At 48.3% G+C, this 21,573-nt stretch carries 21 protein-coding genes and 1 tRNA gene; 13 read left to right on the top strand and 9 right to left on the bottom strand.

Translation table 11 applies throughout. The annotated features are described in order from the left end of the window. Positions 1-7 precede the first annotated feature (7 nt). Positions 8-409 (bottom strand): NUDIX domain-containing protein, encoded by a 402-nt coding sequence (locus tag QGP82_RS16630; RefSeq protein ID WP_163663349.1) that lies wholly within the window; start codon positions 407-409, stop codon positions 8-10. Positions 410-673: 264 nt separating this feature from the next. On the opposite strand from QGP82_RS16630, the gene QGP82_RS16635 reads away from it, so the two are divergent. The 3 genes from QGP82_RS16635 (at position 674) to QGP82_RS16645 (ending at position 4,478) form a co-directional block, all read left to right on the top strand. Next, positions 674-3,007: a glycoside hydrolase family 9 protein gene (locus tag QGP82_RS16635; RefSeq protein WP_499060350.1), complete on the top strand. Its 2,334-nt coding sequence runs from the start codon at positions 674-676 to the stop codon at positions 3,005-3,007. A gap of 52 nt (positions 3,008-3,059) precedes the next feature. Next, positions 3,060-3,815, top strand: coding sequence for an aspartate/glutamate racemase family protein (locus tag QGP82_RS16640; RefSeq protein ID WP_163663345.1), 756 nt, complete (start codon positions 3,060-3,062; stop codon positions 3,813-3,815). A 192-nt stretch (positions 3,816-4,007) separates the two neighbouring features. Further along, the gene (locus tag QGP82_RS16645) at positions 4,008-4,478 is read left to right on the top strand and encodes a hypothetical protein (protein WP_499060353.1); all 471 of its coding nucleotides are present in this window, start codon (positions 4,008-4,010) and stop codon (positions 4,476-4,478) included. Between the two features lie 80 nt (positions 4,479-4,558). On the opposite strand, the gene trmB is transcribed toward QGP82_RS16645, so the two are convergent. Then, on the bottom strand, positions 4,559-5,215 hold the full coding sequence (gene trmB, locus QGP82_RS16650; protein ID WP_163663341.1) for a tRNA (guanosine(46)-N7)-methyltransferase TrmB: 657 nt from the start codon (positions 5,213-5,215) through the stop codon (positions 4,559-4,561). Between the two features lie 155 nt (positions 5,216-5,370). Here trmB and QGP82_RS16655 point away from each other — a divergent pair, with 155 nt between their 5' ends. Beyond that, entirely contained in the window at positions 5,371-6,474 is a 1,104-nt protein-coding gene (locus tag QGP82_RS16655; RefSeq protein ID WP_499060355.1) for a metallophosphoesterase family protein, read from the top strand. Positions 6,475-6,798: 324 nt separating this feature from the next. After that, on the top strand, positions 6,799-7,182 hold the full coding sequence (gene gloA2 / locus QGP82_RS16660; RefSeq protein WP_163703694.1) for an SMU1112c/YaeR family gloxylase I-like metalloprotein: 384 nt from the start codon (positions 6,799-6,801) through the stop codon (positions 7,180-7,182). A 448-nt stretch (positions 7,183-7,630) separates the two neighbouring features. Here gloA2 and rpsU read toward each other — a convergent pair whose 3' ends face one another. The 3 genes from rpsU to QGP82_RS16675 form a co-directional block, all read right to left on the bottom strand. After that, positions 7,631-7,831: a 30S ribosomal protein S21 gene (gene rpsU / locus QGP82_RS16665; RefSeq protein WP_163671611.1), complete on the bottom strand. Its 201-nt coding sequence runs from the start codon at positions 7,829-7,831 to the stop codon at positions 7,631-7,633. 468 nt (positions 7,832-8,299) lie between these two features. Next, entirely contained in the window at positions 8,300-9,787 is a 1,488-nt protein-coding gene (locus QGP82_RS16670; RefSeq protein ID WP_499060357.1) for a tetratricopeptide repeat protein, read from the bottom strand. Between the two features lie 79 nt (positions 9,788-9,866). After that, positions 9,867-10,625 carry a DUF1350 family protein gene (locus tag QGP82_RS16675; RefSeq protein ID WP_163703693.1) on the bottom strand — a complete coding sequence of 253 codons (759 nt, stop codon included), beginning with the start codon at positions 10,623-10,625 and terminating at the stop codon, positions 9,867-9,869. Between the two features lie 371 nt (positions 10,626-10,996). Here QGP82_RS16675 and QGP82_RS16680 point away from each other — a divergent pair, with 371 nt between their 5' ends. The 7 genes from QGP82_RS16680 to QGP82_RS16710 all read left to right on the top strand — a co-directional run bounded on the left by QGP82_RS16680 (position 10,997) and on the right by QGP82_RS16710 (position 18,044). Beyond that, positions 10,997-11,551, top strand: coding sequence for a hypothetical protein (locus QGP82_RS16680; RefSeq protein WP_499060359.1), 555 nt, complete (start codon positions 10,997-10,999; stop codon positions 11,549-11,551). A 125-nt stretch (positions 11,552-11,676) separates the two neighbouring features. Next, positions 11,677-13,257: an alkaline phosphatase D family protein gene (locus QGP82_RS16685; protein WP_499060361.1), complete on the top strand. Its 1,581-nt coding sequence runs from the start codon at positions 11,677-11,679 to the stop codon at positions 13,255-13,257. 128 nt (positions 13,258-13,385) lie between these two features. Next, positions 13,386-13,459: transfer RNA gene (locus QGP82_RS16690), tRNA-Val, on the top strand. Between the two features lie 486 nt (positions 13,460-13,945). Next, positions 13,946-14,539 (top strand): TetR/AcrR family transcriptional regulator, encoded by a 594-nt coding sequence (locus QGP82_RS16695; protein WP_163663331.1) that lies wholly within the window; start codon positions 13,946-13,948, stop codon positions 14,537-14,539. Further along, the gene (locus tag QGP82_RS16700) at positions 14,520-15,914 is read left to right on the top strand and encodes an HlyD family secretion protein (RefSeq protein ID WP_499060363.1); all 1,395 of its coding nucleotides are present in this window, start codon (positions 14,520-14,522) and stop codon (positions 15,912-15,914) included. Before QGP82_RS16695 ends, QGP82_RS16700 begins: the two co-directional genes overlap by 20 nt. 29 nt (positions 15,915-15,943) lie before the next feature. After that, positions 15,944-17,113, top strand: coding sequence for an ABC transporter permease DevC (gene devC / locus QGP82_RS16705; RefSeq protein ID WP_163663327.1), 1,170 nt, complete (start codon positions 15,944-15,946; stop codon positions 17,111-17,113). A gap of 229 nt (positions 17,114-17,342) precedes the next feature. Next, on the top strand, positions 17,343-18,044 hold the full coding sequence (locus QGP82_RS16710; RefSeq protein WP_163663323.1) for a DevA family ABC transporter ATP-binding protein: 702 nt from the start codon (positions 17,343-17,345) through the stop codon (positions 18,042-18,044). Positions 18,045-18,200: 156 nt separating this feature from the next. Here QGP82_RS16710 and QGP82_RS16715 read toward each other — a convergent pair whose 3' ends face one another. Both QGP82_RS16715 and QGP82_RS16720 read right to left on the bottom strand, forming a co-directional pair. Next, positions 18,201-18,374, bottom strand: coding sequence for a hypothetical protein (locus tag QGP82_RS16715; protein WP_499060366.1), 174 nt, complete (start codon positions 18,372-18,374; stop codon positions 18,201-18,203). Then, positions 18,371-19,318: an alpha/beta hydrolase gene (locus tag QGP82_RS16720; RefSeq protein ID WP_163702896.1), complete on the bottom strand. Its 948-nt coding sequence runs from the start codon at positions 19,316-19,318 to the stop codon at positions 18,371-18,373. Before QGP82_RS16720 ends, QGP82_RS16715 begins: the two co-directional genes overlap by 4 nt. A 264-nt stretch (positions 19,319-19,582) precedes the next feature. Between QGP82_RS16720 and QGP82_RS16725 the strand changes: the two genes are divergently transcribed. Then, positions 19,583-20,509 (top strand): AraC family transcriptional regulator, encoded by a 927-nt coding sequence (locus tag QGP82_RS16725; protein WP_163663317.1) that lies wholly within the window; start codon positions 19,583-19,585, stop codon positions 20,507-20,509. 34 nt (positions 20,510-20,543) lie between these two features. Here QGP82_RS16725 and QGP82_RS16730 read toward each other — a convergent pair whose 3' ends face one another. After that, on the bottom strand, positions 20,544-21,098 hold the full coding sequence (locus QGP82_RS16730) for a CPBP family glutamic-type intramembrane protease (RefSeq protein WP_499060368.1): 555 nt from the start codon (positions 21,096-21,098) through the stop codon (positions 20,544-20,546). 153 nt (positions 21,099-21,251) lie between these two features. After that, on the bottom strand, positions 21,252-21,440 hold the full coding sequence (locus QGP82_RS16735; RefSeq protein ID WP_499060370.1) for a hypothetical protein: 189 nt from the start codon (positions 21,438-21,440) through the stop codon (positions 21,252-21,254). Positions 21,441-21,573 lie beyond the last annotated feature (133 nt).

A 21,573-nucleotide genomic window follows, 5' to 3' on the forward strand; every position in this document is an offset into this window, starting at 1 on the left:
TGACGGGTTACGACATCCTAAGCTGCGGCAAAATACAGTCAGTAATCAGCGGAGCAAGCTCAATTACATAATCCTCCGCCATAATCGGTATCCACTGGAGCTCAACAATTTCATTAGATGCCGTAGGAGTACCAATCAAATCCCCTTGAAACACAGTGGCCACCAGCTCAGTGTCAGCTTCATTGGCAGCCGTTGTCACATATTTACCAAGGAGCTCAATAGTGCCAGGGGCAATCTCACAGCTTAGTTCTTCCCGAACCTCTCGCTGAATAGCCGCTTTCGCATTCTCACCCGGCTGGAACTTACCACCGGGAAACATAAACTTGTGGGTATTTTTTTTACGGACAGTGAGCAGCTGTTGGTTCTCAACAACTGCATAGGCAACAACATGGAGTACAGATCCGGACACAGTTCAACAATTTAAGAAGGGTTAAGTAATCCTAACGTTTCCAATTGTCCCAACGTCAATTTCAGGCACTTAGATGTCTTATATCTCGATGACAGCAAATTTACCGCAAATGTCATCGAGGCAAATCCAAGGAACTTTTCAAACCCAGGAATAGACTGTCTACTAAATCCCACTGTCCAACTTCCACACCTTCACACCCAAATGTTAGAAAACCTCCTCTCTTTTCTACTTGGTTGGACTACCGTTAACCATTGCAACGCTAACTTGGCAGGTATTGAAATTCCAGCCATCGTCAACTCATCATCCTCAAAAGAGGATGATGCATCGGGTATCTCAGTAACCCACGCTTATACCGTCAGCAAAAATGTAGTGGCCCTACGTGTCGAAGTGGGTGAACTGGTTCGGGGCAAACAGGTTGTTTACAATGCTGAACCTGGTGACACCATTAAGAAAGACGGTTGGGTATCGCGGCAGGGGACGTTTCTGGGGCAGCTGGTTCCCGATGTACCCAACATGATTCGATTGGCAGATCAATATGTGGGCCCTAAATTCAACACCAACTGTATTGACAGCCTTAACCAGTACCAAATCCTAACCAGTGATGGTAAAAAGGTTGCTCCTAGCAATGTCTATCGCAAAAGCAACATCAGGTCCATGGCAGAAACTGGACCCTGGCGGTTTGAGTGGCCTACAACCCACACCATATTCCTAGAAATGCCGGACGAGCTAGTGGTGGGTGAAACCTATCAGCTCAAATTTGGTAAAACCGTCCTGCAAGATACTAGTTTTATCTATAAACCCGAACAAACCCGCAGTGAAGCAGTTCAAGTCTCACACCTGGGGTTCGACCCCGATGACCCGGCCAAAGTAGCCTTCTTATCTACCTGGATGGGGAACGGTGGGGGCCTTGACTATAGTATGGGCAAGGCATTTTGGCTGATTGATACAGCCACGGGTAACAGAGTTTATGAAGGTCAAACGGCCCTATCGCAATCAAAAGACTACAGGGACTCACAGGATCGCAACCATAATGACACCGATGTTTTCATTATGGACTTTAGTGACTTTTCCACACCGGGACAGTACCGTGTCTACGTGGACGGGGTAGGCACATCCTATGAGTTCGAAATTGGTGAAAATACATGGCGTGATGGATTCTATGTCTCGGCCCGGGGAATGTACCATCAACGCAGCGGCATTGCCCTCGAACAACCTTACACCGATTACCGACGACCTCGCCCTTTCCATCCAGAAGACGGCATGGTCATTTACCGCTCCACCGTGCCGCTGATGGATACTCGCATGGGTTTTAACTATTGGGATGGGATAAATTCGTTCGAAGCATTAGTGGAAACCCGCACCGAGGAAGAAGTGCCTGATGCCTGGGGTGGATGGATGGATGCCGGAGATTGGGACCGTCGTATTTCTCACCTGCATGTTAGTCGGTCATTTCTAGAACTGGTAGAACTCCATCCAGAGTTCTTCGACTCAATTAAGCTGAATCTACCTGAATCCAACAATAATTTACCGGACATTATGGATGAGGCCCTCTGGGGTTTGGATGTTTTTCGCCGTTTACAGACCGAAGCAGGCGGCATTCCAGGCGGCATTGAATCCGCTGAGCATCCAATTAAGCCCCAGGGCAGTTGGCAAGAATCCCAGATGGTCATGGTGTATGGCCCAGGCATTTGGTCTAGCTATTTCTATGCCAATGTGGCAACGCGAGCCGCCTATGTGCTGCAAAATTACGATCAGACCTTAGCTAAAACCTATCAAGATAGTGCTATTCGGGCCATGGACTGGGCTGAAGCAGAGCTAGCCAAAAAGACTGAAGAACAGCATGAAATTGTGCACTCAGCCCGTAATCTAGCGGCTGCAGAGCTCTATCGACTGACTGGTGATGACCAATGGCATCAGATTTTTCTCGACACAACTGTGTTTACTAGTGCCGATGTCTCCATCTCACCCCATAGCTATCACGATCAGAGCCATTCGGCATTTGTTTATAGCCGTACCAATCAACCAACGGTCAATAAAACTATTCAAAAAAATGCAACCGATGCCATCATTCGGGCAGCTAAAACTGATATCGAAAGTATTGAGAGCACCGGTTTTAAGTGGAACGCAGATCCGAGTCGTTCGATTGGCTGGGGTTCTACGACCACACCCAAAACTCGGGCGCTTTTCCATGCCCACACCCTAACAGGGGATGAGGACTATTTACGGGCGGGCATTTTAGCAACTCAATTTGCAGCAGGGGCCAACCCTAGCAATATGATGTACACCATTGGTCTGGGTCACAGAAATCCCCAAATGCCGCTGATGTCAGATGTACGGGCATTGGGGCAGGATCCACCGCCAGGTATCACCATCTATGGCCCGATGGATGTTCAAAATCCCAATGGCCATGCAGGTCGATGGGAAGCACCGATTAAGAAATTTGCCGATGAAGTCAGTCCTTCCCCCTGGGAATGGCCCACCACCGAAGCCTATTTTGACTCGTACTATTATGTGCCAGTGACCGAGTTTACCGTGCATCAATCCATTGGCCCAACAGCCTATAGCTGGGGATACATAGCAGCCAACGATAAAAACTAAGGCTGGGTCCTAATGGCATGGGAGCATTGTCATGTTCTAGCTCCCTAAGGCCATGGCTCAACCAACGTGTCACATAAAGATCATCAACGGCAATACTTGCCAGCCGATGACGGCGAATATCAATGCCTCAGCCCAAGCTATCAAGTTCCTTAATACGGAGATAATCACTGTACAACCTCAAACAGGACCTGAGTCCATTGAGAGTTTTTATGATGAGTATCTGGCTATTCCTGGGATTTTGGAACAAATTATTCTGGATACTAGCTCTGATGCCTTTATTTTGGCCTGTTGGGGAGATCCTGGCATCGAAGCAGCCCGTGAAATTACGTCGAAGCCCGTAGTGGGAATTGCCGAGGCCAGTCTCTACATGGCCAATATGTTAGCGGCTAAATGGAGTGTTGTTACCACCCTCCACCGTGTACGAGACATGGTGGAAAAAACAATTCAAAAAACAGGGCTAACAGCTCGATGTGCATCGGTACGCACCACAAAACTATCGGTGCTCGATACGGAGCAGGATCGGACTGCCACATTAGATATTCTGATCAAAGCTAGCCAACTGGCTATTCAACAGGATGGAGCTGAAGCCATTTGCCTGGGCTGTGCTGGTATGAGTGGTTTGGAAAAACAGTTAGAAGCACGCTTAGGGGTGCCGGTAATTGACGCTGTGGCAGCAGCGGTTAAAATGGCAGAATCTTTGGTGCACTTAGGAAAAAGTACCAGCAAACACCTTACCTACCGCCTACCGGAACAGAAAGAAATTAAGGGATATAATCCTCACTTTCAGGCCCAGAGTTTTTACCCTTAGAAAATTAGAAATTAAAGAATTATTTCACCATAAACCATCAATTTTTATCCTGATATTTTGGAGATTGTACCAGTGATAAAAAGCGTCATCTTAATAGTATCTAACCCTATTAAAGGAGATACTGTAAGAGTGTAGGGATGCTAGAAATAGTGAGTTATAGCATCCAATGTGTGCCCCTGAGGTGTGACCATCATGTTTAAATCAACAACTTTCAAATCAACAGCATTCAAATTAACGGGTCTTGTTTTACCCTTAGCATTAGCTGCCGTTGCCCAAGCTGCCGATGAAATGAGCCTGGCCCTGGGCTTTACCTCTACTCAAGCAACGGGTGAAACGGTTGGTTCCTATGGTTTATCAAACATCGCTAACCGTGACAGCAATGGTGAGTTTTGTCTAGGATACGCTGACCGCACGCCAGACCATGTTTTGACGTTAGAGGAAGACTTTAGTGAGCTAACGATAGCGGTTGATAGTGGTGGCGCAGACACCACATTGCTGATTCAAGGGCCGAATAACAACACTGTGCGTTGTAACGACAGTGCCAGCCGTCAAAATCGTGACGCTATGATTCAGGATAACTTTACCAAAGGTACCTATCGCGTTTGGGTTGGCTCCTTTGAACCGGAAGGTCGCCATCGTTACGCACTCAAAGTCACCGAATAGAGCTTTTTACCAAGACGTGTTCTAGAGAGGCACATGCTGGACAGCTATTCATTCTCTTAAACTCGTCTCTAGAAGGTCATCTAGGCTTTGATAAAGAGAGCCCGATAAACAGGTTTGCCCTGCCCTAGGGTGACTCGTTCTCGGTCAGTTTGGGCTGGCAAGGGATTGTTTGCTAACCAGGGTCCTGTGGTGCCAACGGGTGCTGGATGAGGAGGCTCAAAGGAACGCCGAAAAGAGGAATTGGCGGCAAATACCTCAACCATGTCCTCTGCCACAGCTTGCACATCAGATTGCAGCCAAATCCATGCACCGGGCAGCATATACTCAGCCAAATCTGCCACTAGCTGCGGTTGCACCACACGCCGTTTCTGGTGGCGCTTTTTAAACCACGGATCGGGAAACTGAATGCTCACTCGTTGGGGGGGGTGAGGCAAACTTGCCAATAGCGGTCGTAGGGAATTGTTGGCATTACAAAACAGCATATGTAGATTGTGCAGTCCCAGCTGGTCACGATGTTTCAGACACTGTTCTACTAAGGGGGCTCGAATCTCCAAACCAAGGAAGTTCCAATCTGGGCAAGATTGAGCCATATCGCTGATGAAATAGCCTTTAGCGCAGCCAATATCTATATGTAATGGTTGGGCAGGCTGGGCAAAGACATCGGCCCAGCAAGGCGGGGTAACAGGGGTGGCGTAGCGAATATTGAGTGGGTTAACGTGCTGGCGCACACGGGACATAGTCGAAAACAGGCGATGATGGCACTAGGCTGAGGACACAGTTTTGAGCTTTGAGTTTTAAGGTCTAAGCCAATGGCTTAATTCAAAACTCAAGATTAAGCGCTCACAACTAACTAAGCCTTTGTACCGTTTGCTTATCTACCCTATCAACTCCTATGTCTCTTTTGGCTCGTTTTGCAGTGGTTAGCGATCTGCACGTTGCCCTGCCCCACACCATCTGGGACTCACCTAATCGATTCCATCTTGTGGAAGTCAGCATCCCAGCCTTGGAACAGATTTTGGATCATCTGGAACAGATGGATATTGATTTTTTGTTATTGCCTGGGGATTTGGTTCAGCATGGTGAGCGGGAAAATCATCACTGGCTGGTCCGTCGTCTGGAGCGGTTGCCGTTTCCGGTCTATGTGGTGCCTGGCAATCATGATGTGGTGAGACAGGCAGGGTGCGATCGCACCATTTCCTTAGACGAGTTTGTTGATCTTTACCAGGCCTTTGGCTATACCGATCCAACCCGTCCGTACTATCACCACACTATTTTGGATGGGCTCCATCTAATCGGATTAAATTCCAACGGCTTTGATGTAGAGGGCGAGCCCTTTTACACCGGCTGGCTCGACTCAGAACAACTAGACTGGCTAGATGAACAGCTAGATCAGCTCACCAACCAGCTCACCCTGGTGATGCTGCACCACAACGCCCTAGAACATCTGCCCCGCCAATCCCATAGCCGCATGGGACAGCGTTACATGGTCAAAAATGCGCCTGACCTCACCCAGCGTTTGCAGGCTGCTGGGGTGCCCCTAATGCTCACTGGCCACCTACATGTGCAAGATGTAGCCCAAACTGATGGACTCTATGAAATCACCACTGGCTCTCTCGTCAGCTATCCTCACCCCTACCGCATCTGTGAACTGACGACTGTAGACGATCGCCACCGGCTGGATATTACCTCTCACCGCATTGAGGCGGTACCTGAGTGGCCCACTCTACAGGCCACTTCCCATCAGTGGATGGCCGATCGCTCCTTCCCCTTCATAATGAAACTACTCACCAGTAAGCCCCTTAACTTATCTTCAGCCGAGGCAGAGCAATATGCCCCTGTCCTAGAAAATTTTTGGGCCAAAATTGCATCGGGTGATGGTCTATTTAACTACCCTGAGCTACCCCCTAAGCTGCAACGCTATTTTCAAACCTTTAGCGCCACCAACAGCTGTGGACAACCTGACTACATCGATAACAACGCAACGCTTTGGCTGTAAGTCTAAAGCAGGGGCTAAACCCATAAAGTGAAACCCCGACCGCATGTGGGCCGAGGTATTTGCCAAGTTAGTTGTGACTGATTAAATGCACCAAACATTCTTAAGCCACCTTTAAATTAGCAAGGGATTTTAGGAAAAAGCATAGTCGCTGCATCTGAAAAATCATCTAAAACGGATCGTCGACCGTAGACGTTTTTTAAAGTCAGCTTTTAGCAATAATCGCTGAAACAGCCTTGACAGCCCCGATGTCATTAAGGACAAGCCATTACTATCCTCAGGGACAGCTGTTCCATGGAACGGCTGTCCCCATTAACCGATCAATCCATGCACATCAAAGCCATTCACCACATTGCCATCATCTGTTCAGACTATGGGCAATCAAAGCACTTTTACGTTGACATTCTAGGAGCTGACATTATTTGTGAAACCTGGCGCGAACAGCGGCAATCCTACAAGCTTGATCTCACCCTGGGCAATGCCCAATTAGAACTATTTTCATTTCCAGAACCACCACCTCGACCCACACGTCCTGAAGCCTGCGGTCTACGCCATTTAGCCCTAGCCGTCGACAATCTGGACGCCAATATTGCTCACCTACAAAAACACAGCATCCCAGTAGAACCCATCCGATTAGATGCACTAACCGGCAAACGCTTCACCTTTTTCCAAGACCCTGACGGGTTGCCTTTAGAGCTTTACGAAGTTTAAGGATGCATCACATTAAGCAACACAGCGTGCTCGTCTAAGTCAAATGACTGATATTGCACTGGCGGCAAATTTCTCAGACATGTATGGGCACCCTATGCATACAGTTCAGGTTAAAAGTGTCCTTTCTGAACACCAGCCGTAACGGCATCTTTTTTTCACCACCAGCTAAGCAAACGCCTTTGTTTACGACTGTTTACAAGGTTTGGCTTGATTGGTGTGATACGAAACTTAAAATTTTGTGATCTGACGCACCGTTATGAACTATAGACGGGAGTAAAGTTAGGACATATAAGAAAACTATATTTCTAAACCGCCTGACCTTAAAAGGCTTGGCGCTATTATAGGCAGAGCCGCTTAAAGGCTAGGGCTATATCTATGACTAAGGGGCGATGACGGTTAACCGTCATCGCCCCTTAGTTGCTGGGTCGCTATTGTTCAGGCAATGTGCTTAGGCGCTGGCATTGGCATTGGATTTAAAGCGGCGCTTACGACGACGAGAAATTGCCTTGCGTTTAGCTTTTTCAATAGGGGTTTCAAAATAACGTTTCTTTTTTATATCTGAGAAGATATCAGCCCTCGATACCTGACGTTTAAAACGTCGTAACGCTGACTCAATACCTTCATTTTCACCAACAATGACCTGGGCCATCTGACCTAACACTCCTTGAGTAATCACTAGATTTAAGCGTTTTAAAATACGTGCGTCGACGGCAAGCAGCATTGTCAAAGTTATGCAGGGCTGACGCTTCAACCCTGATATACATAATCCTATGGACAGCTAGAAAGTCTTTAGGATGAGTGCAGCCCAAGGCACTGTATTCCTAATAGACAGGCAACTTGGCGCTTCTAGCCAACTGCTCTACACAACGTTCAAGATTTTATGACATCCGAAAATTTGTTCGAAGACGACGTTCCAAACAGCTTTGAATATTAATATATTTCAACCGATGCAACAAATTAAGCTTGGTAAAGCAACCGCAATAATTATGTGGGCGGTTGCTCAATCAATGCACCTTTTAGTGTTGCTAATCCTCGGTATGATTTCACCTTTCAAGGCTAGGTTGTTAGCCTGTTGGGTTGAGCCGTTCATGCTCTAAATCAGCAACAGCAATTTGCGTTACTCTGCATCGTCTGCGGCCTCCTCTGAATTGTCATCTGAAGGCGATGCGTTTTCCGCTTCTGCTTCTGCCTGCAGCGCTGCGGCTTGGGCAGCATAGTCTTGCGCCTGTTGCGGCTCATTCTGAGCTTGATGCACTTCAGATAATAAGCTGAGCAGGCCAAACTCGGCTTCACGATCGCCCATGTCTTTAGCAATCACTAAAGCCTGTTCAAGATGACCTTGGGCCGCAGGATAGTTCTCCAGCTGGACATTGGCAAAGCCTAAACCAGACAGACTTAAGCTTTGGAATAGGGGCTGATTACGCTCCTGGGCAAGAACGAGTAAATCGTCAAAGGATGCGATCGCAGCTTCATACTGACCACTATCTAAATAAGTAGAACTTAGACCCAGCAGTGACTGTAGCTCTGCACCCACAGCGTTGGACTCACGACTCAGCTGCAAACGGTCCTCATACAGCTCAACTGCCTGATCCAAATCTCCCTGGTCGTAGAATGCCAGCGCCAATACGTATAGCGCCGTGAACTGCACATCTAGGGCCTCTGCCTCTTCAGCCAGCGCCAATGCCTCGGTTTGAGCCTCAATCGCCTCGTCAAGGTTTTCTAAGCGATAGTGGGCCACCCCCATATTGCTCAGCGCCAAGGCCTGCGATCCTGGGCTTTGCAACTGAGTTGCTACGGTCAGCGCATCTTCAGCCGCTGTCAACGCAGTTTCATACTCTCCCAGGGCCAACAGCGAAGAACTTGCCACATTTAAAGCACTCAACAAGGCTTGGCCATTCCGTTCTGATTGTGCCAGGGGAATCACCAACTGGGCCGCCTCCAGGGCTAATACATCTTGACCAATGGTTCTGTAGCTGGTGGCCAAAATGCTCAAAGAATTCAAGCGACCTGAGTCAAACTCAAGGCTGTCAGCCAGGGTGAGGGCGTCCTGGGCATAGGTAATGGCATCCGGTAAATTGCCCTGGGATTGGGTCGCGAGTGCCAGCACATTTAGGGCGACCACCCTAGATTCAGGATCATCCACCCCCTCTAAAGCCGTCAGCGCCTGCTCACCGTAGTCAGAGGCAGTTGTATAGTCCCCCTGATTAACGGTCACCAGCCCTAGCATAGTTAAAGCAAAAGACTCCTGGGCCAAATTCTCATTGGCCCGGGCAGCGTCAAGCGCCTGTTCAAGGGTAGTTTTTGCCTCCGCCAGATTGCCGTCTTCATACAGGGATAACCCGGTGAGAATTAGCTGATCTACGTCATCCAAAGATTGCTGCTCTGGTGCTGCCTCTTCAGACACTAATGCGTCTGCATTAGTCTCAACGTCGGCTTCTGAGGACACTTCTTCTGAGGTCGCATTCTCTTCTGAATCATCGGAAGTTTCAGCAGCCTCACTTTCCTCAGCCTGCGCAAGTAATCTAGACGAATCAGCCCAGGCTAGCTGGCCTGGGAACGTAAGTAGCAGAGCAACGGTACTGAACGTTAGCAAGCGAAACAGCATAGTGTGGAGCTCAATGTGGCAAGAGTTTATCCACCCTAGCAGCAAATGTTAGAGACGTCGTCATAGAGTAGGCGGATTTTTAACCCAGCCATTGGAGCATGGTTTTCTTAAGCTGCCCTAAGTCTTTGTAGAACTCTTGTTTAACAAACTGACCAATGGCATCAAAGGCTGTAAATGACTGACCGGGCTGCCAGCGGACATCTTGGGCAATGGGTGTGGTGTGTGTACCTTGGAGAATCTGAATCGCAGTGAACTGGGGAAAGCGCTGGTAGAGCACATCACTGAGATCGTAGGTTTGGTCAATGGTATCTCGGCGAAACTTGATCAGCAGGTTATGGCCAATGGCGTAGCGATCGCGAACCAGATTAAGGGTTTGGTTGGGGCTGGGGGTAAATTCCACATCAAAATCTGGAGCAAACTGAACGAACTGTTCTAACAACGGAATAGATTTGCGGGCGGGGTAATTATTAAAGGAAATCAGAATATTGCCTGCTCGCTCGATGTTGTACAGACTGGCAATGAGCAGATGAACTTTGCAGCCCATGCTGTGACCGACACCATATATAGGTATGTAGCGATCGCCAATGACCTGACGCCGGAGATAGATCATGGCCTGGTCAAATGTGGTCAGCACCTCGTCTGCGATCGCACCATGGTCAAAGGTATTGATAAAGGGCGTTGCCACGATGCAATAGCCCTGCTGGTACAGATTTTCCAATAGCCAACTATAGGTTAGGTGCGGCGCAGCGGCAATAAAAGCACCCCCTAAGAAATGAATAATGGCTTTTGGGCGATCGGGAACGAGAAGCCAGTTACCAGAGACTTCTTGCCAGGTCATACACACGGAATCAGGAAACTGCTGTTTTATCCTAACGATCTGATGCCTAGAGCGCAGCCTCAACATTGAAACCACTCTAGATGCTTTAAAGCGGGGTATGCCGCCAATAACAACTTATTTCTATGTGTTTTGGCAAACATAATTTCCGCCTAAAAAAGGGTATTGTTATTTCGTATTTATATTAGTTTGCAAGGCTCTTTTTAGATTGCTCAGGCATCTTTTAGAAAGCCTGCATCCTTGTTAAAATGTCCTCTGACTAACCGTTTGAGACATTCTAAAAGATCGTGTAAAGACTCTTCTCTAAAGCTATATAGTTTAGTCTTTTTCACACATTAAGTAAGTCTTAAAAGCTGGAAGTTCATGCAATGAGAATGGCTCTTTCAACGGTTGCGATCGCATCCACTCTAGTCGGTTCGACGTTTCTATCCACAGCCCCTGCCTACGCAGCCAGGTTTCAAACAAACTTCTTCGTAGATATTGTCAGCGGTGATTTTCTAGTGGGGGACACATTCTCAGGGCAGGTCACCTACGACGATAGCTTACTGAGCGGCATTGGCCTGGAGCAGGTAGCCCCAGACTTTGGGTTGATTTCCCTCACCTTTGACTATGTGGGTTCCGACCTGAGTACAGCGGTCACCTATAGCAAGGGCGATGACGATACCGACAGCGGCTTTCCCCTGGCAATATTTCAAGACGGTGAACTCGTAGGCTTAGACTATTCTGTTGCCATTGCCTCAGACCTGAGTTTTCAGTTTCGCGAAGAGCCCTTGGGCAGTGGTGATTTTGGCTTTTTTACTGACAATTTTTCCACATTTGAACTCAATACAGGCACCGTTACATTTGCCGAGCCCATGCCTGTTTCAGAACCTGCCATGGTGGCGGGCCTGGTGACGCTCGTCGGCCTGGCCCTATGTCGTCGCCCATAGCCTCAGCTATCAAAACTTGCTGCCGTTACTGATCATTATTCATAGGGCCATCTTGCCAGAGCGAGGCATCCCCTAAATCAGCGGCAACAACTTTCTAACAGTCAGCATTTACCAGGAACATCAGCATGCACCGTTCATCTATTGATCGTCCCATGTCTAATCGTTTCAATCGGCGTAGCCTATTGGCAGGCATGGGTGCATTTACCGGCCTTATCCTTGTCAATCAGCACCCCGTTCTTGCCCAGACAAGGTTTTCCAGCTATCCCTTCACCTTAGGTGTGGCCTCGGGCGATCCCCTACCAGATGGCATCGTGCTATGGACCCGTCTGGCACCGGATCCTCTCAAGGGGGGTGGCATGCCCAATAGCGATGTCACTGTCACCTGCACCATTGCTACGGATGAAGCCCTACAAAATGTGGTCCGGAGAGAGTCTACTTTAGCCCGCGCCGCTTTAGGCCACTCAGTTCACCTGGAAGTATCTGGCCTAGAACCGGATCGGGTTTATTGGTATCGCTTTGAGGCCGGTGGTGAAGAAAGCCTGGTTGGCCGCACCCGTACAGCACCTGCACCGGGAACGCCGTTAAACGACCTGCGGTTTGCGTTTGCTTCTTGCCAGGACTACGAAAATGGGTTCTACACGGCTTATCAACACATGGCCCGGGAAGACCTGGACCTGGTTATCCACCTGGGTGATTACATTTACGAAGGGGGGATTAGCGCGGACGCTGTACGTCAGCACAACAGCGGCGACGTGATTACCCTGGAAGACTATCGAAATCGCTATGCCCTCTATCGTTTAGACCAAAATTTGCAAGCGACCCATGCCGCATTTCCATGGGCCTTCACTTGGGATGATCACGAAGTAGACAACAACTATGCTAACTTTCTCCCTGAGGATGAACAAAGCGCCAGAGACTTTGCCATACGTCGTGCTGTTGCTTACCAGGTTTACTACGAACACATGCCGATGCGGCGACAGTCTGCCTCTCGCGGTGCCTTTCTCCAGCTGTATCGACGATTGAGTTTTGGCAACCTGGTCACCTTTAACATTTTAGATACCCGTCAATATCGCACCGACCAACCCTGCGGCGATCAGTTTGGCCCTCGCTGTGCCGAAGCGTTGAGTGAGGCTGCTACCATGACAGGCCAACGTCAGGAGAACTGGTTATTCTCGGGGTTAAATCGCTCAAATGCGCGCTGGAATGTGCTGGCCCAGCAGACAATATTTTCTCAATTTAACTTTGGCAACACCCAGGTTTTACCAGGGGATTTCTTTAATCCTGACCAGTGGGATGGGTATGTGGCTCAGCGCGATCGCATTATCGAGTTTTTACAAGCTCGCCGACCGTCTAACCCCGTCGTGATCACCGGTGATATTCACTCCAGCTGGGTTTACGACATCAAAGCCGACTTTGACAATCCTGCCTCTGCCACCGTGGGTACCGAATTTGTCGGTACGTCAATTTCGTCGAGCTTTGGGGATGGTGCAGACACTAACGCGCTTGTGTCGCTGGCAGTGCCTGGTAATCCTCACACTAAGTTCTTTGATGGTCTTAATCGGGGCTATGTGCGCTGTACCATCACACCCGATCTTTGGCAGGCGGACTATCGCACAGTGGAGTCCATAGAGTCGCCTACATCAGCAGTGCAAACCCTGGCCTCTTTTGTGGTTGAGGATGGGCAGCCGGGGGCTCAACCTGCGTAGGCTTGGGATGATGCCAAGGGGTGAGTGCGATCGCACCCAATCCGGGACTCTAAAAACTACTCAAACAAATTCTTGCGAAGAAACGTTGCCCTATTTCGAATTACCATGTTACGCTTATAAGCCATTGAGGACGTATAGCTCAGTTGGTTAGAGCGCATCGTTGACATCGATGAGGTCCGCCGTTCGAGTCGGCGTACGTCCATTATCTTTCAGCTCAGCCCAGCTAAAGTATGGTATAAACGTGGCCCAAAAAGCTACCCTGAGCCATGCTTGTAGGTGGGAATTCTTCTCGTCTGACTACATCTTGGAATTAGACCAGATGGGGTCTTTATCTCCCATCCCTTGATTGCGTGCAGGTACTCTGCTTTTTCGTGCCATGCGCTTAATGTATTAACTTCATTCCTGTAACGTCTTTCCTGTTCACAGTGATACTTAGTCTTTGTTGATGCGCTATTCATTCTATTGATACTCCTTTGAATGTTGCTGAACGCTTAACTGATTGAGGCTTGTAGGCGTCTGCCGATGTGGGTTTCTTGGCAAGATCCTGAAGCATGAAGCTAGCTCTTACCTTGAACATACTGACAATTCTTGATTTTTATCTAATCGAGTCTTGATTATTTATAACGAACATATGTTATAAATAAATAGAGGGGGGTAAAATTATGTCTACCGTTCTTCACACGTCGCTATGCCTAAAATTGTCGATCATGATCGTTACCGTAAGGAGTTGCTAAGCGGGTGTCTCGACCTCTTCGCTGCACGAGGATACGGTTCGATTACGATGCGGCAAATTGCCAAGGGTCTGGGGGTGTCTACAGGCACCTTGTACCATTACTTCCCAAGTAAGGAGAGTATTTTCATCCAGCTCGTGCAGGAGCTATGTGAGCAAGATATCTATGATTTTCTGGCGCAAGTCCCTGAATTGAATGATTTAGAGGGTCGTCTACAGGCCATCGTGGATTTTGTTTTGCAGAATACGCAGTATTACTATCAACAGCTATTACTGTGGGTGGATTTTTCCCAACAAACCCGCCCTAATCCTGACAGCGATATCCAGGCCTTGCGTGAAGTTTGGCGACGGACACGAGAGTTGCTGGCTGACTATCTGCAACTATCTAAGCCCGAATTAGTGGATTTTGTCATGGTGTTTATGGATGGATTGGTTTTGCAACATGTCTATGATCATGGCTACGATATAGCAACCACAGAGACCCCTTCATTTGAACAACAAAGTCAACTTATGATTCAGATGGTGATACACCATGAACAAAACTGTTCTTAGCCTTAATTCAAGATTGTTATGGCTGATACTGTCGGCACTGGCAGCTTCTGGCGGTATTTTGTATCTTGGCTTCTCTCTCTACAGTCAACCGGTTGTAACCGAGTCTGAAATGGCGGCTATGCCAACGGAGTTGCCGGGGGTTGCAGCATTAGGTCGGTTAGAACCTACGGGAGAAATTGTTCAGGTGGCGGCTCCATTGGAGTTGGATGGAGATCGCCTAGCAGAGCTGTTTGTTGATGTGGGAGACCAGGTGAACCAGGGCGATGCGATCGCTATGCTTGATTCCTACGATCGGCTTCAGAATGCAGTGATCCAAGCTCAACAACAAATTCGACTGGCCGAGGCCAGGTTGGCCCAGGTACAGGCAGGAGCAAAATCCGGCGAGATTTTGGCGCAGCAGGCAACGGTGACACAGCGATCGGCTGAACTGACAGGACAGCTGCAAATACAACGAGAAACTATTGCCCGCATTGAGGCCCAATACGAAGGCGATCGCGCGGCTCAAACGGCTACGATTCGTCGATTGCAGGCAGAGCTACAAACGGCGACGGCTGAACTAACTCGCTACCAATCTCTTTACGAAGCTGGGGCTATTTCTGCCTCTCTCTATGACGAAAAACAGTTAGCGGTAGATACGGCCCGCCAGGCTAAGGTGGAAGCTGAAGCTGTACTAGAAAGGACTTCAACAACAGCCCAGCGACAGTTACAAGAAGCTCGTGCTGAACTTGTTCGCTTGGAGCATACGGGGCAGGCTCAGCTGGCGGCGGCTCAATCGACCCTGGAACAGGTGGCCGAGATCCGCCCGGTAGATGTGCAACTGGCGCAGGTGGAATTAGATGCTGCCAAAGCAGCCTTATTGAGCGCTGAGCATGATTTGGCTAAGGCGACTATTCGAGCCCCAAGTGCGGGTCAAGTCTTGAAAGTTTATACTCGCCCCGGGGAACAGATGAGTACGGATGGCATTGTTGCCTTGGGTCAAACTGACCAAATGTTGGTGATTGCAGAGGTGTATCAAAGCGATATTGGTCGCGTTCGCCTGGGTCAATCAGCAACAGTGCGAGGTCAAGCTTTCTCAGGTGATTTGCAGGGGGAAGTGATTGAAATTGGTCGTCAGATTAGTCGCCAAAATGTCTTCGCCCGTGAACCTGGTGAGAATCTAGATCGACGCGTCGTCGAGGTGAAGATTGCCATCAACCCTGGGGATAGTGAGCGTGTGGCCAACTTGAGCAACCTCCAGGTACAGACGGTGATTGCGGTTAGCCGTGCGGCCCAAACCCCACCAACTCCAGCTAAACCTATCGTTGATATTGGTCTTGGTAATCCTAGCTTACAGAATGTCTTGTTCACACCGTTCAGCTCTAATTTGCTTTTTTAGATAACGAACGTTCGATTTTCTTTGTGACCATGTTTAAGCCTCGATTTCTCAAAAAAACGCCGTTGGCCTGGCTGCAGGTTAAGCGGGAGCGGACACGGTTGATGGTTGCGATCGCAGGTATTGCCTTTGCCGACATGCTAATTTTCATCCAAATGGGATTTGAAGGTGCGCTTTACGATGCGGCCATTCAGCCCCACCGCAACCTGCAGGCAGACTTAGTATTAACCAATCCCCAGATGCAAACATTGTTCTCGGTAAAAGATTTTCCCAGACAGCGGTTATATCAAACCCTGGCCCATGAAGATGTGGCTTCAGTCAGCGGTGTTTACATTGCCACCGGGCAGTGGAAAAATCCCGAGACCAGGCTAGAGCGAGCTATTTTAGTCTGGGGGATTGATCCAACAGAACCCTCCTTTAATTTTCCGGAGGTGAATCAGAATTTACACAAAATTCAGCCCCTCAATCAACTGTTATTTGACCAGGCGGGGCGACCTGAGTATGGGTTCACAGCGGCTGCTTATGGGGAGACTGGTCAATTTTCCGCAGAACTAAATGGGATGCAGGTGGATGTGACAGGGGTGTTTACCAACGGTGCGTCTTTTGCCGCCGATGGGAACGTGATTGCCAGTGACTCAACATTTTTGCGGCTCTTTCCTGACCAGAATGCTGACCACATTGAGGTGGGGCTGGTGCAGCTCAAGCCTGGGGCTGATGTTGAAAAGGTACAGCATGAACTCACAGCCGCTTTGCCTGACGACGTTTTAATTGGTTCACCAGAAGATTTTGCCCAAATTGAGCGGGAGTACTGGGCCAATGGTACCGGCATTGGTTTTATCTTTGGCCTGGGCGTCGGTGTGGGCTTTATTGTCGGCATTGTGATTGTTTATCAGATTCTTTACTCCGATGTGTCTGAACACTTGCCAGAATATGCCACCCTCAAGGCCATGGGCTATACCGACAGCTACTTGCTGAGTGTCCTCATCCAAGAGTCGTTGCTGCTGGCTGTGTTGGGTTACGTGCCCAGTATTGTTCTCGCCTTTGGTCTTTATCAGCTGGCTTTTACAGCCACAATGTTGCCCATTGCCATGACCAGTCGACGAGCCATCACCGTGCTCATTTTGACCATTGTTATGTGCTCTGTTTCAGGAGCCATTGCCATGAGAAAGCTACGTACTGCCGATCCCGCTGACATTTTTTAGTGAGTTTCCCCATCTAGACTGTTTATTCCCTTTATTGCTTGAGTCTTTTCTATGAATATCGTTGTTACAGCTTAATCACACAGAATGGTTTTTAGGGTATGCCCTACAGCCTACTTAAAACCAACACTGAAGGATATATCCTCTAATTTCCCCTACTACAGCTTCTACGTACATTCTCCTTGCGCCTAACTACTTTACGCTATCTCTACCCTGATTCTCCGGTGTGACCATGTCTCCAGTTATCGTCTCTCAACAATTGAACCATCACTTTGGTGAAGGAAATCTAAAAAAACAGGTTCTATTCAACATCGACCTAACCATTCGTGTTGGCGAAATCGTCATCCTCACCGGCCCTTCTGGTTCTGGAAAAACTACGTTACTCACCCTTATGGGGGGGCTGAGGGCAGCACAAAGCGGGAGTTTAAAGATTTTAGGGCAAGAAATTCTCGGAGTCCCTAAGCCGGTGCTGAATAAACTGCGGTGCAATATTGGCTATATTTTTCAGGCCCATAATTTGCTAAGTTTTCTCACAGCTCGACAAAATGTGCGGATGTCCCTGGAGCTACATCCTCATTTTCTCGATCAAGATCTAGACGAGGTAGCGGCTAATATGCTGACGCATGTGGGGCTGGAGGACCGGATTGATTATTACCCTGATGAACTATCGGGGGGACAGCGCCAGCGAGTTGCGATCGCACGGGCCCTAGCCAGTCACCCCAAAATTGTCCTGGCCGATGAACCCACAGCTGCTTTAGATAAACAATCAGGACGGGATGTGGTGAACATTATGCAGCGCTTAGCTAAAGAACAGGGCTGTACCATTTTGTTAGTTACCCATGACAATCGCATTCTCGACATTGCCGATCGCATTATCTACATGGAAGATGGGCGGCTCAAGCCGAACCCTCTCTTGGAACCTGTTAGTGCTTGATATTCCTATTCTGAGTCGGGGGGTATAGAGCAATTCCCAATATAGGTGTCGTCAATACCCCCACCAGCCTGTTGATGTTCAGCGGGTCAAGCATTGGGTATAACAGCAGTTGGTATAATTACCTGCGATCGCAGGTAAATTGGGTAAAAGCCGCCGCTAAACCATCGCCCGCGTATACATCACAATATGACCAGTGTCAATGTTTAGGCTGTCAGCGTGCTCAAAACTGTTCAAACCAACCCTCACCGAGGAACGCTGACAGGGTACCATCAAGAACATAATCACAAAGCTGGCAATCCGGTGGCCTTTACCGAGCGTTTTAAGGTTCATGGTTGATTACCATATTTGCCAAAGAAAGTAGCAATTCTGTCCACGGCCTGATCGACATATTCTTCAACATCGTACAGGTCTACATGGGAAGCTCCAGGCACTTCAAATAGCTCTTTTGGTTCGGTACATTTTTCGTAGTAGGCCACTGTCAGTGGACCGGTATCGGCCAATGCTTTTTTCCCGTAAATGCCAAGATACGGTGTGTAAAGATATTGAGCCCAGCTGGTCGCATCGGTCAGCGCATTAATATCGGCAATACTAGCCAGGCTGCGGTTTGAATAATTTGGATAGGTTTCTGCACCGGCACGCTTGGTCATGTAATAATCAAAGCCCTCGCGGGGTGCACCTTCGGGAATCTCGTCTGGTGACTTGCCTTCATATCCGAGGGTATCCATATAAACTGGCTCACCCGTTTCATACTGTTGCTGCCGTGCTTCATTAGCAGCTATGAACATGGCGATTGCCATATCTTTATCCGCTGTCGCCAGGTAGGTAGAACGGTTATCCAGCATGCCACAGACGGTCACAATGGCTTTCATCCGTTTGTCGGTCACAGCGGTCAACGCCATGTAACCACCGCCAGCACAGGCACCAATGCCATAAAATTGGTCGCGATCCACATAAGGGAGTGTCCGCAAAAAGCTAATGGCGTTGTGAATGTCTTCGATTTTGATAAAGGCATTTTCGTAGTTGCGAATGTCGCTTTCGCTATCACCATAACCAGTATGGTCAAAGGCCAGAAACAAGAAACCTTTTTCTGATAACTTACGCCCGTAGAGTGCACCCATCTGTTCTTTTACCTGGTTAAAAGGCGGTGTAAACACAATGGTGGGATACTTTTGCAAAGCGTCAAATCCCTCCGGCGCATAGAGATTTCCTACCAGCTGGTAATTCCCGCTTTTAAAGGTGACGGTATTCTTGCCCGCTGTAATGTTGGTACTCATAGTTTTCTCCTGTCGGTTAGTCAACCATGAGTTGCTGTGCACTCATGATTAAATTAAAAATTACGTTTCCATCCCCTTCCAATGCATAAAGCTGAAGGGTGGGGAGAGTAAATCACATGTTCGGTTGTGGCTTATAAAGGCCTAGCGGAATCTATTTGCAGGTTAAGCGCTTGAAAAGCTAAAATTCAGCCCCATTCCTCTCATTTTTTTGCCTATTTATCTCAGTGAGGTTTCAAAATAGGAAAAATAGGTCATCCTAAATGCATGAACAAGCATGACATTGTCCAACTTATCGACCGATATGCAGTGACCGAGGGAGTCATCGATACCCCATTGGAAGGATTACGGCTGTTTCGCATGAGTCACTTAGTGGAACGGGTACCGGGAGTATATGAGCCCGGCATCTGTGCCATTGTTCAGGGCAGCAAACGGGCCTACTTAAATGGCACAACCCATGTCTATGATGAGCATCAATACTTGTGCTGTACAATGCCCCTGCCTATAGAAGGGGAAATAATTGAGGCTTCACCGGAAAAACCACTGCTCGGATTCTCCTTGAACTTTGACACCCATGTGATCATCGAGACCGTCATAGAGATGGCAGCCATGGAAAATGCTAGCGACTCTACTGCCGAGGTTATGCCAGGGTTGACAGTGGCAAAGTGGGATGATGGTTTTACGGAAGCACTGGGGCGGCTGTTGGAATTGATAGATGATTCGGTTGCCCTGCACATGCTCAGCAACGGCAGGATGAAAGAACTAATATTTGCTGTTCTTCGAGGTGAAGCTGGTTCCTCAGTGCGTCAAGCCTATGGGGGAATGCAGAAGATATCACGGGCACTGACTTTTCTAAGAGCTAATCTTCATGAGGCGATTTCAATTGACGATTTGGCTCAACAGGCTGGCATGAGCCGCGCAGTATTTCACCGTAAGTTTAAGGAAGTTACGACTTATTCCCCCATTCAGTTCATTAAACTTCATCGTCTCAACGATGCGTCCAGCCTTATTGCCAGTGGTACTACAGTCGGTGAGGCAGCACATCGGGTAGGCTATTCTAGCCAGTCACAGTTCAGTCGAGATTTCCGGCGGTACTTTGGCCAATCACCTCGTCAGTGGGGACACACGACAGGTTCAATAAACAGAGATATTCCACCTACTAAAACAATGTCGAGGGAAGAAAACACCTCTTGAAAAAAGAGCAAGGAGTCCATGTAGTCGTCAGTTTTTATGAAGTCAGACGATCATAGCCTCCCAGCCAACAAAGCCAGATCACGACAGGGATCCAATGGATCAATATAGGGGGCCATGCAGAGCCCGTTGTCTCGTACGCCAGAGTACAAGCAAGCCCCAAGAGGGTGGCCTGAATTAGAAAACCTGGCATGAAAAAAGTAGGATCAACAGCTTTATACAACGTTAAAGCATTTAGGGGATGGTAGAACAGGAACAGCAACAGGCTAATGCCTGCATACAGCCACCAGCTTGTTAAAGAGACAGTTTCACTGGGGTGAGGTATAAGTACAATCCGAAAACCAATTTCTTCGATAAAGGCTGGGGCCAAAAAAGCTTGAACACTAATCTGCAACCAATGGTCGACTGGTGAGTTCCCACGAAAGAAATGAGAAGCACTGCCAATACCCAGGGCTAATAGCCCATAAACCAGGAATATACCTGTAGCTATAATCCAATCTTGTAATGTCGGAAAAGTAGTTAGGGCAGTAATGGTGCGCTCCCAAAGAACATTAGGTATATTGCTGGGTTCAAAGATTATGAAGTAAACCATTTGCAATTAACCTTCACCTTCTCACCGAATACATATTTCTTTACCCCAATTTAAAATAGATCATCTCATAGATACTGTTCCTTGTGCGATTCGACAAAGTTCGCGCTGAGGTTCAGCCCTGAGATATCTGAGGCTATCAGCCAGGTTTTCGGATCATAACGTCTCACAATACGCGACAAGCTGATCAAGTCCTTCATCCCAACTACTGCTGTGTTGATCACGAGAAGCTTCAAAGACTGCGGCTTCTGCTTGAGTTGGACTGACCGGCTCCCAAATTAACTGTGGATTTACTGCTTCATACTTCGTGAGTAGCCACATTTCGTGACCATTGGGAGCGGTCATTTTATGTACCTAAGTTTTGCCCAAATTAATGGCGACTTGCTCTGAGGAGAGAAGGGTTTCCAGCCCCCGTATCCAAGGTCTGACCAGAGAATCCGCTGCATTGATTAGAATTTCAATTAAGTACCCCTGTGAG

Source organism: Leptothoe sp. LEGE 181152 (genome assembly GCF_032906605.1).
In the GTDB taxonomy this organism is placed as follows: Bacteria; Cyanobacteriota; Cyanobacteriia; order Phormidesmidales; family Phormidesmidaceae; genus Leptothoe; species Leptothoe turfae.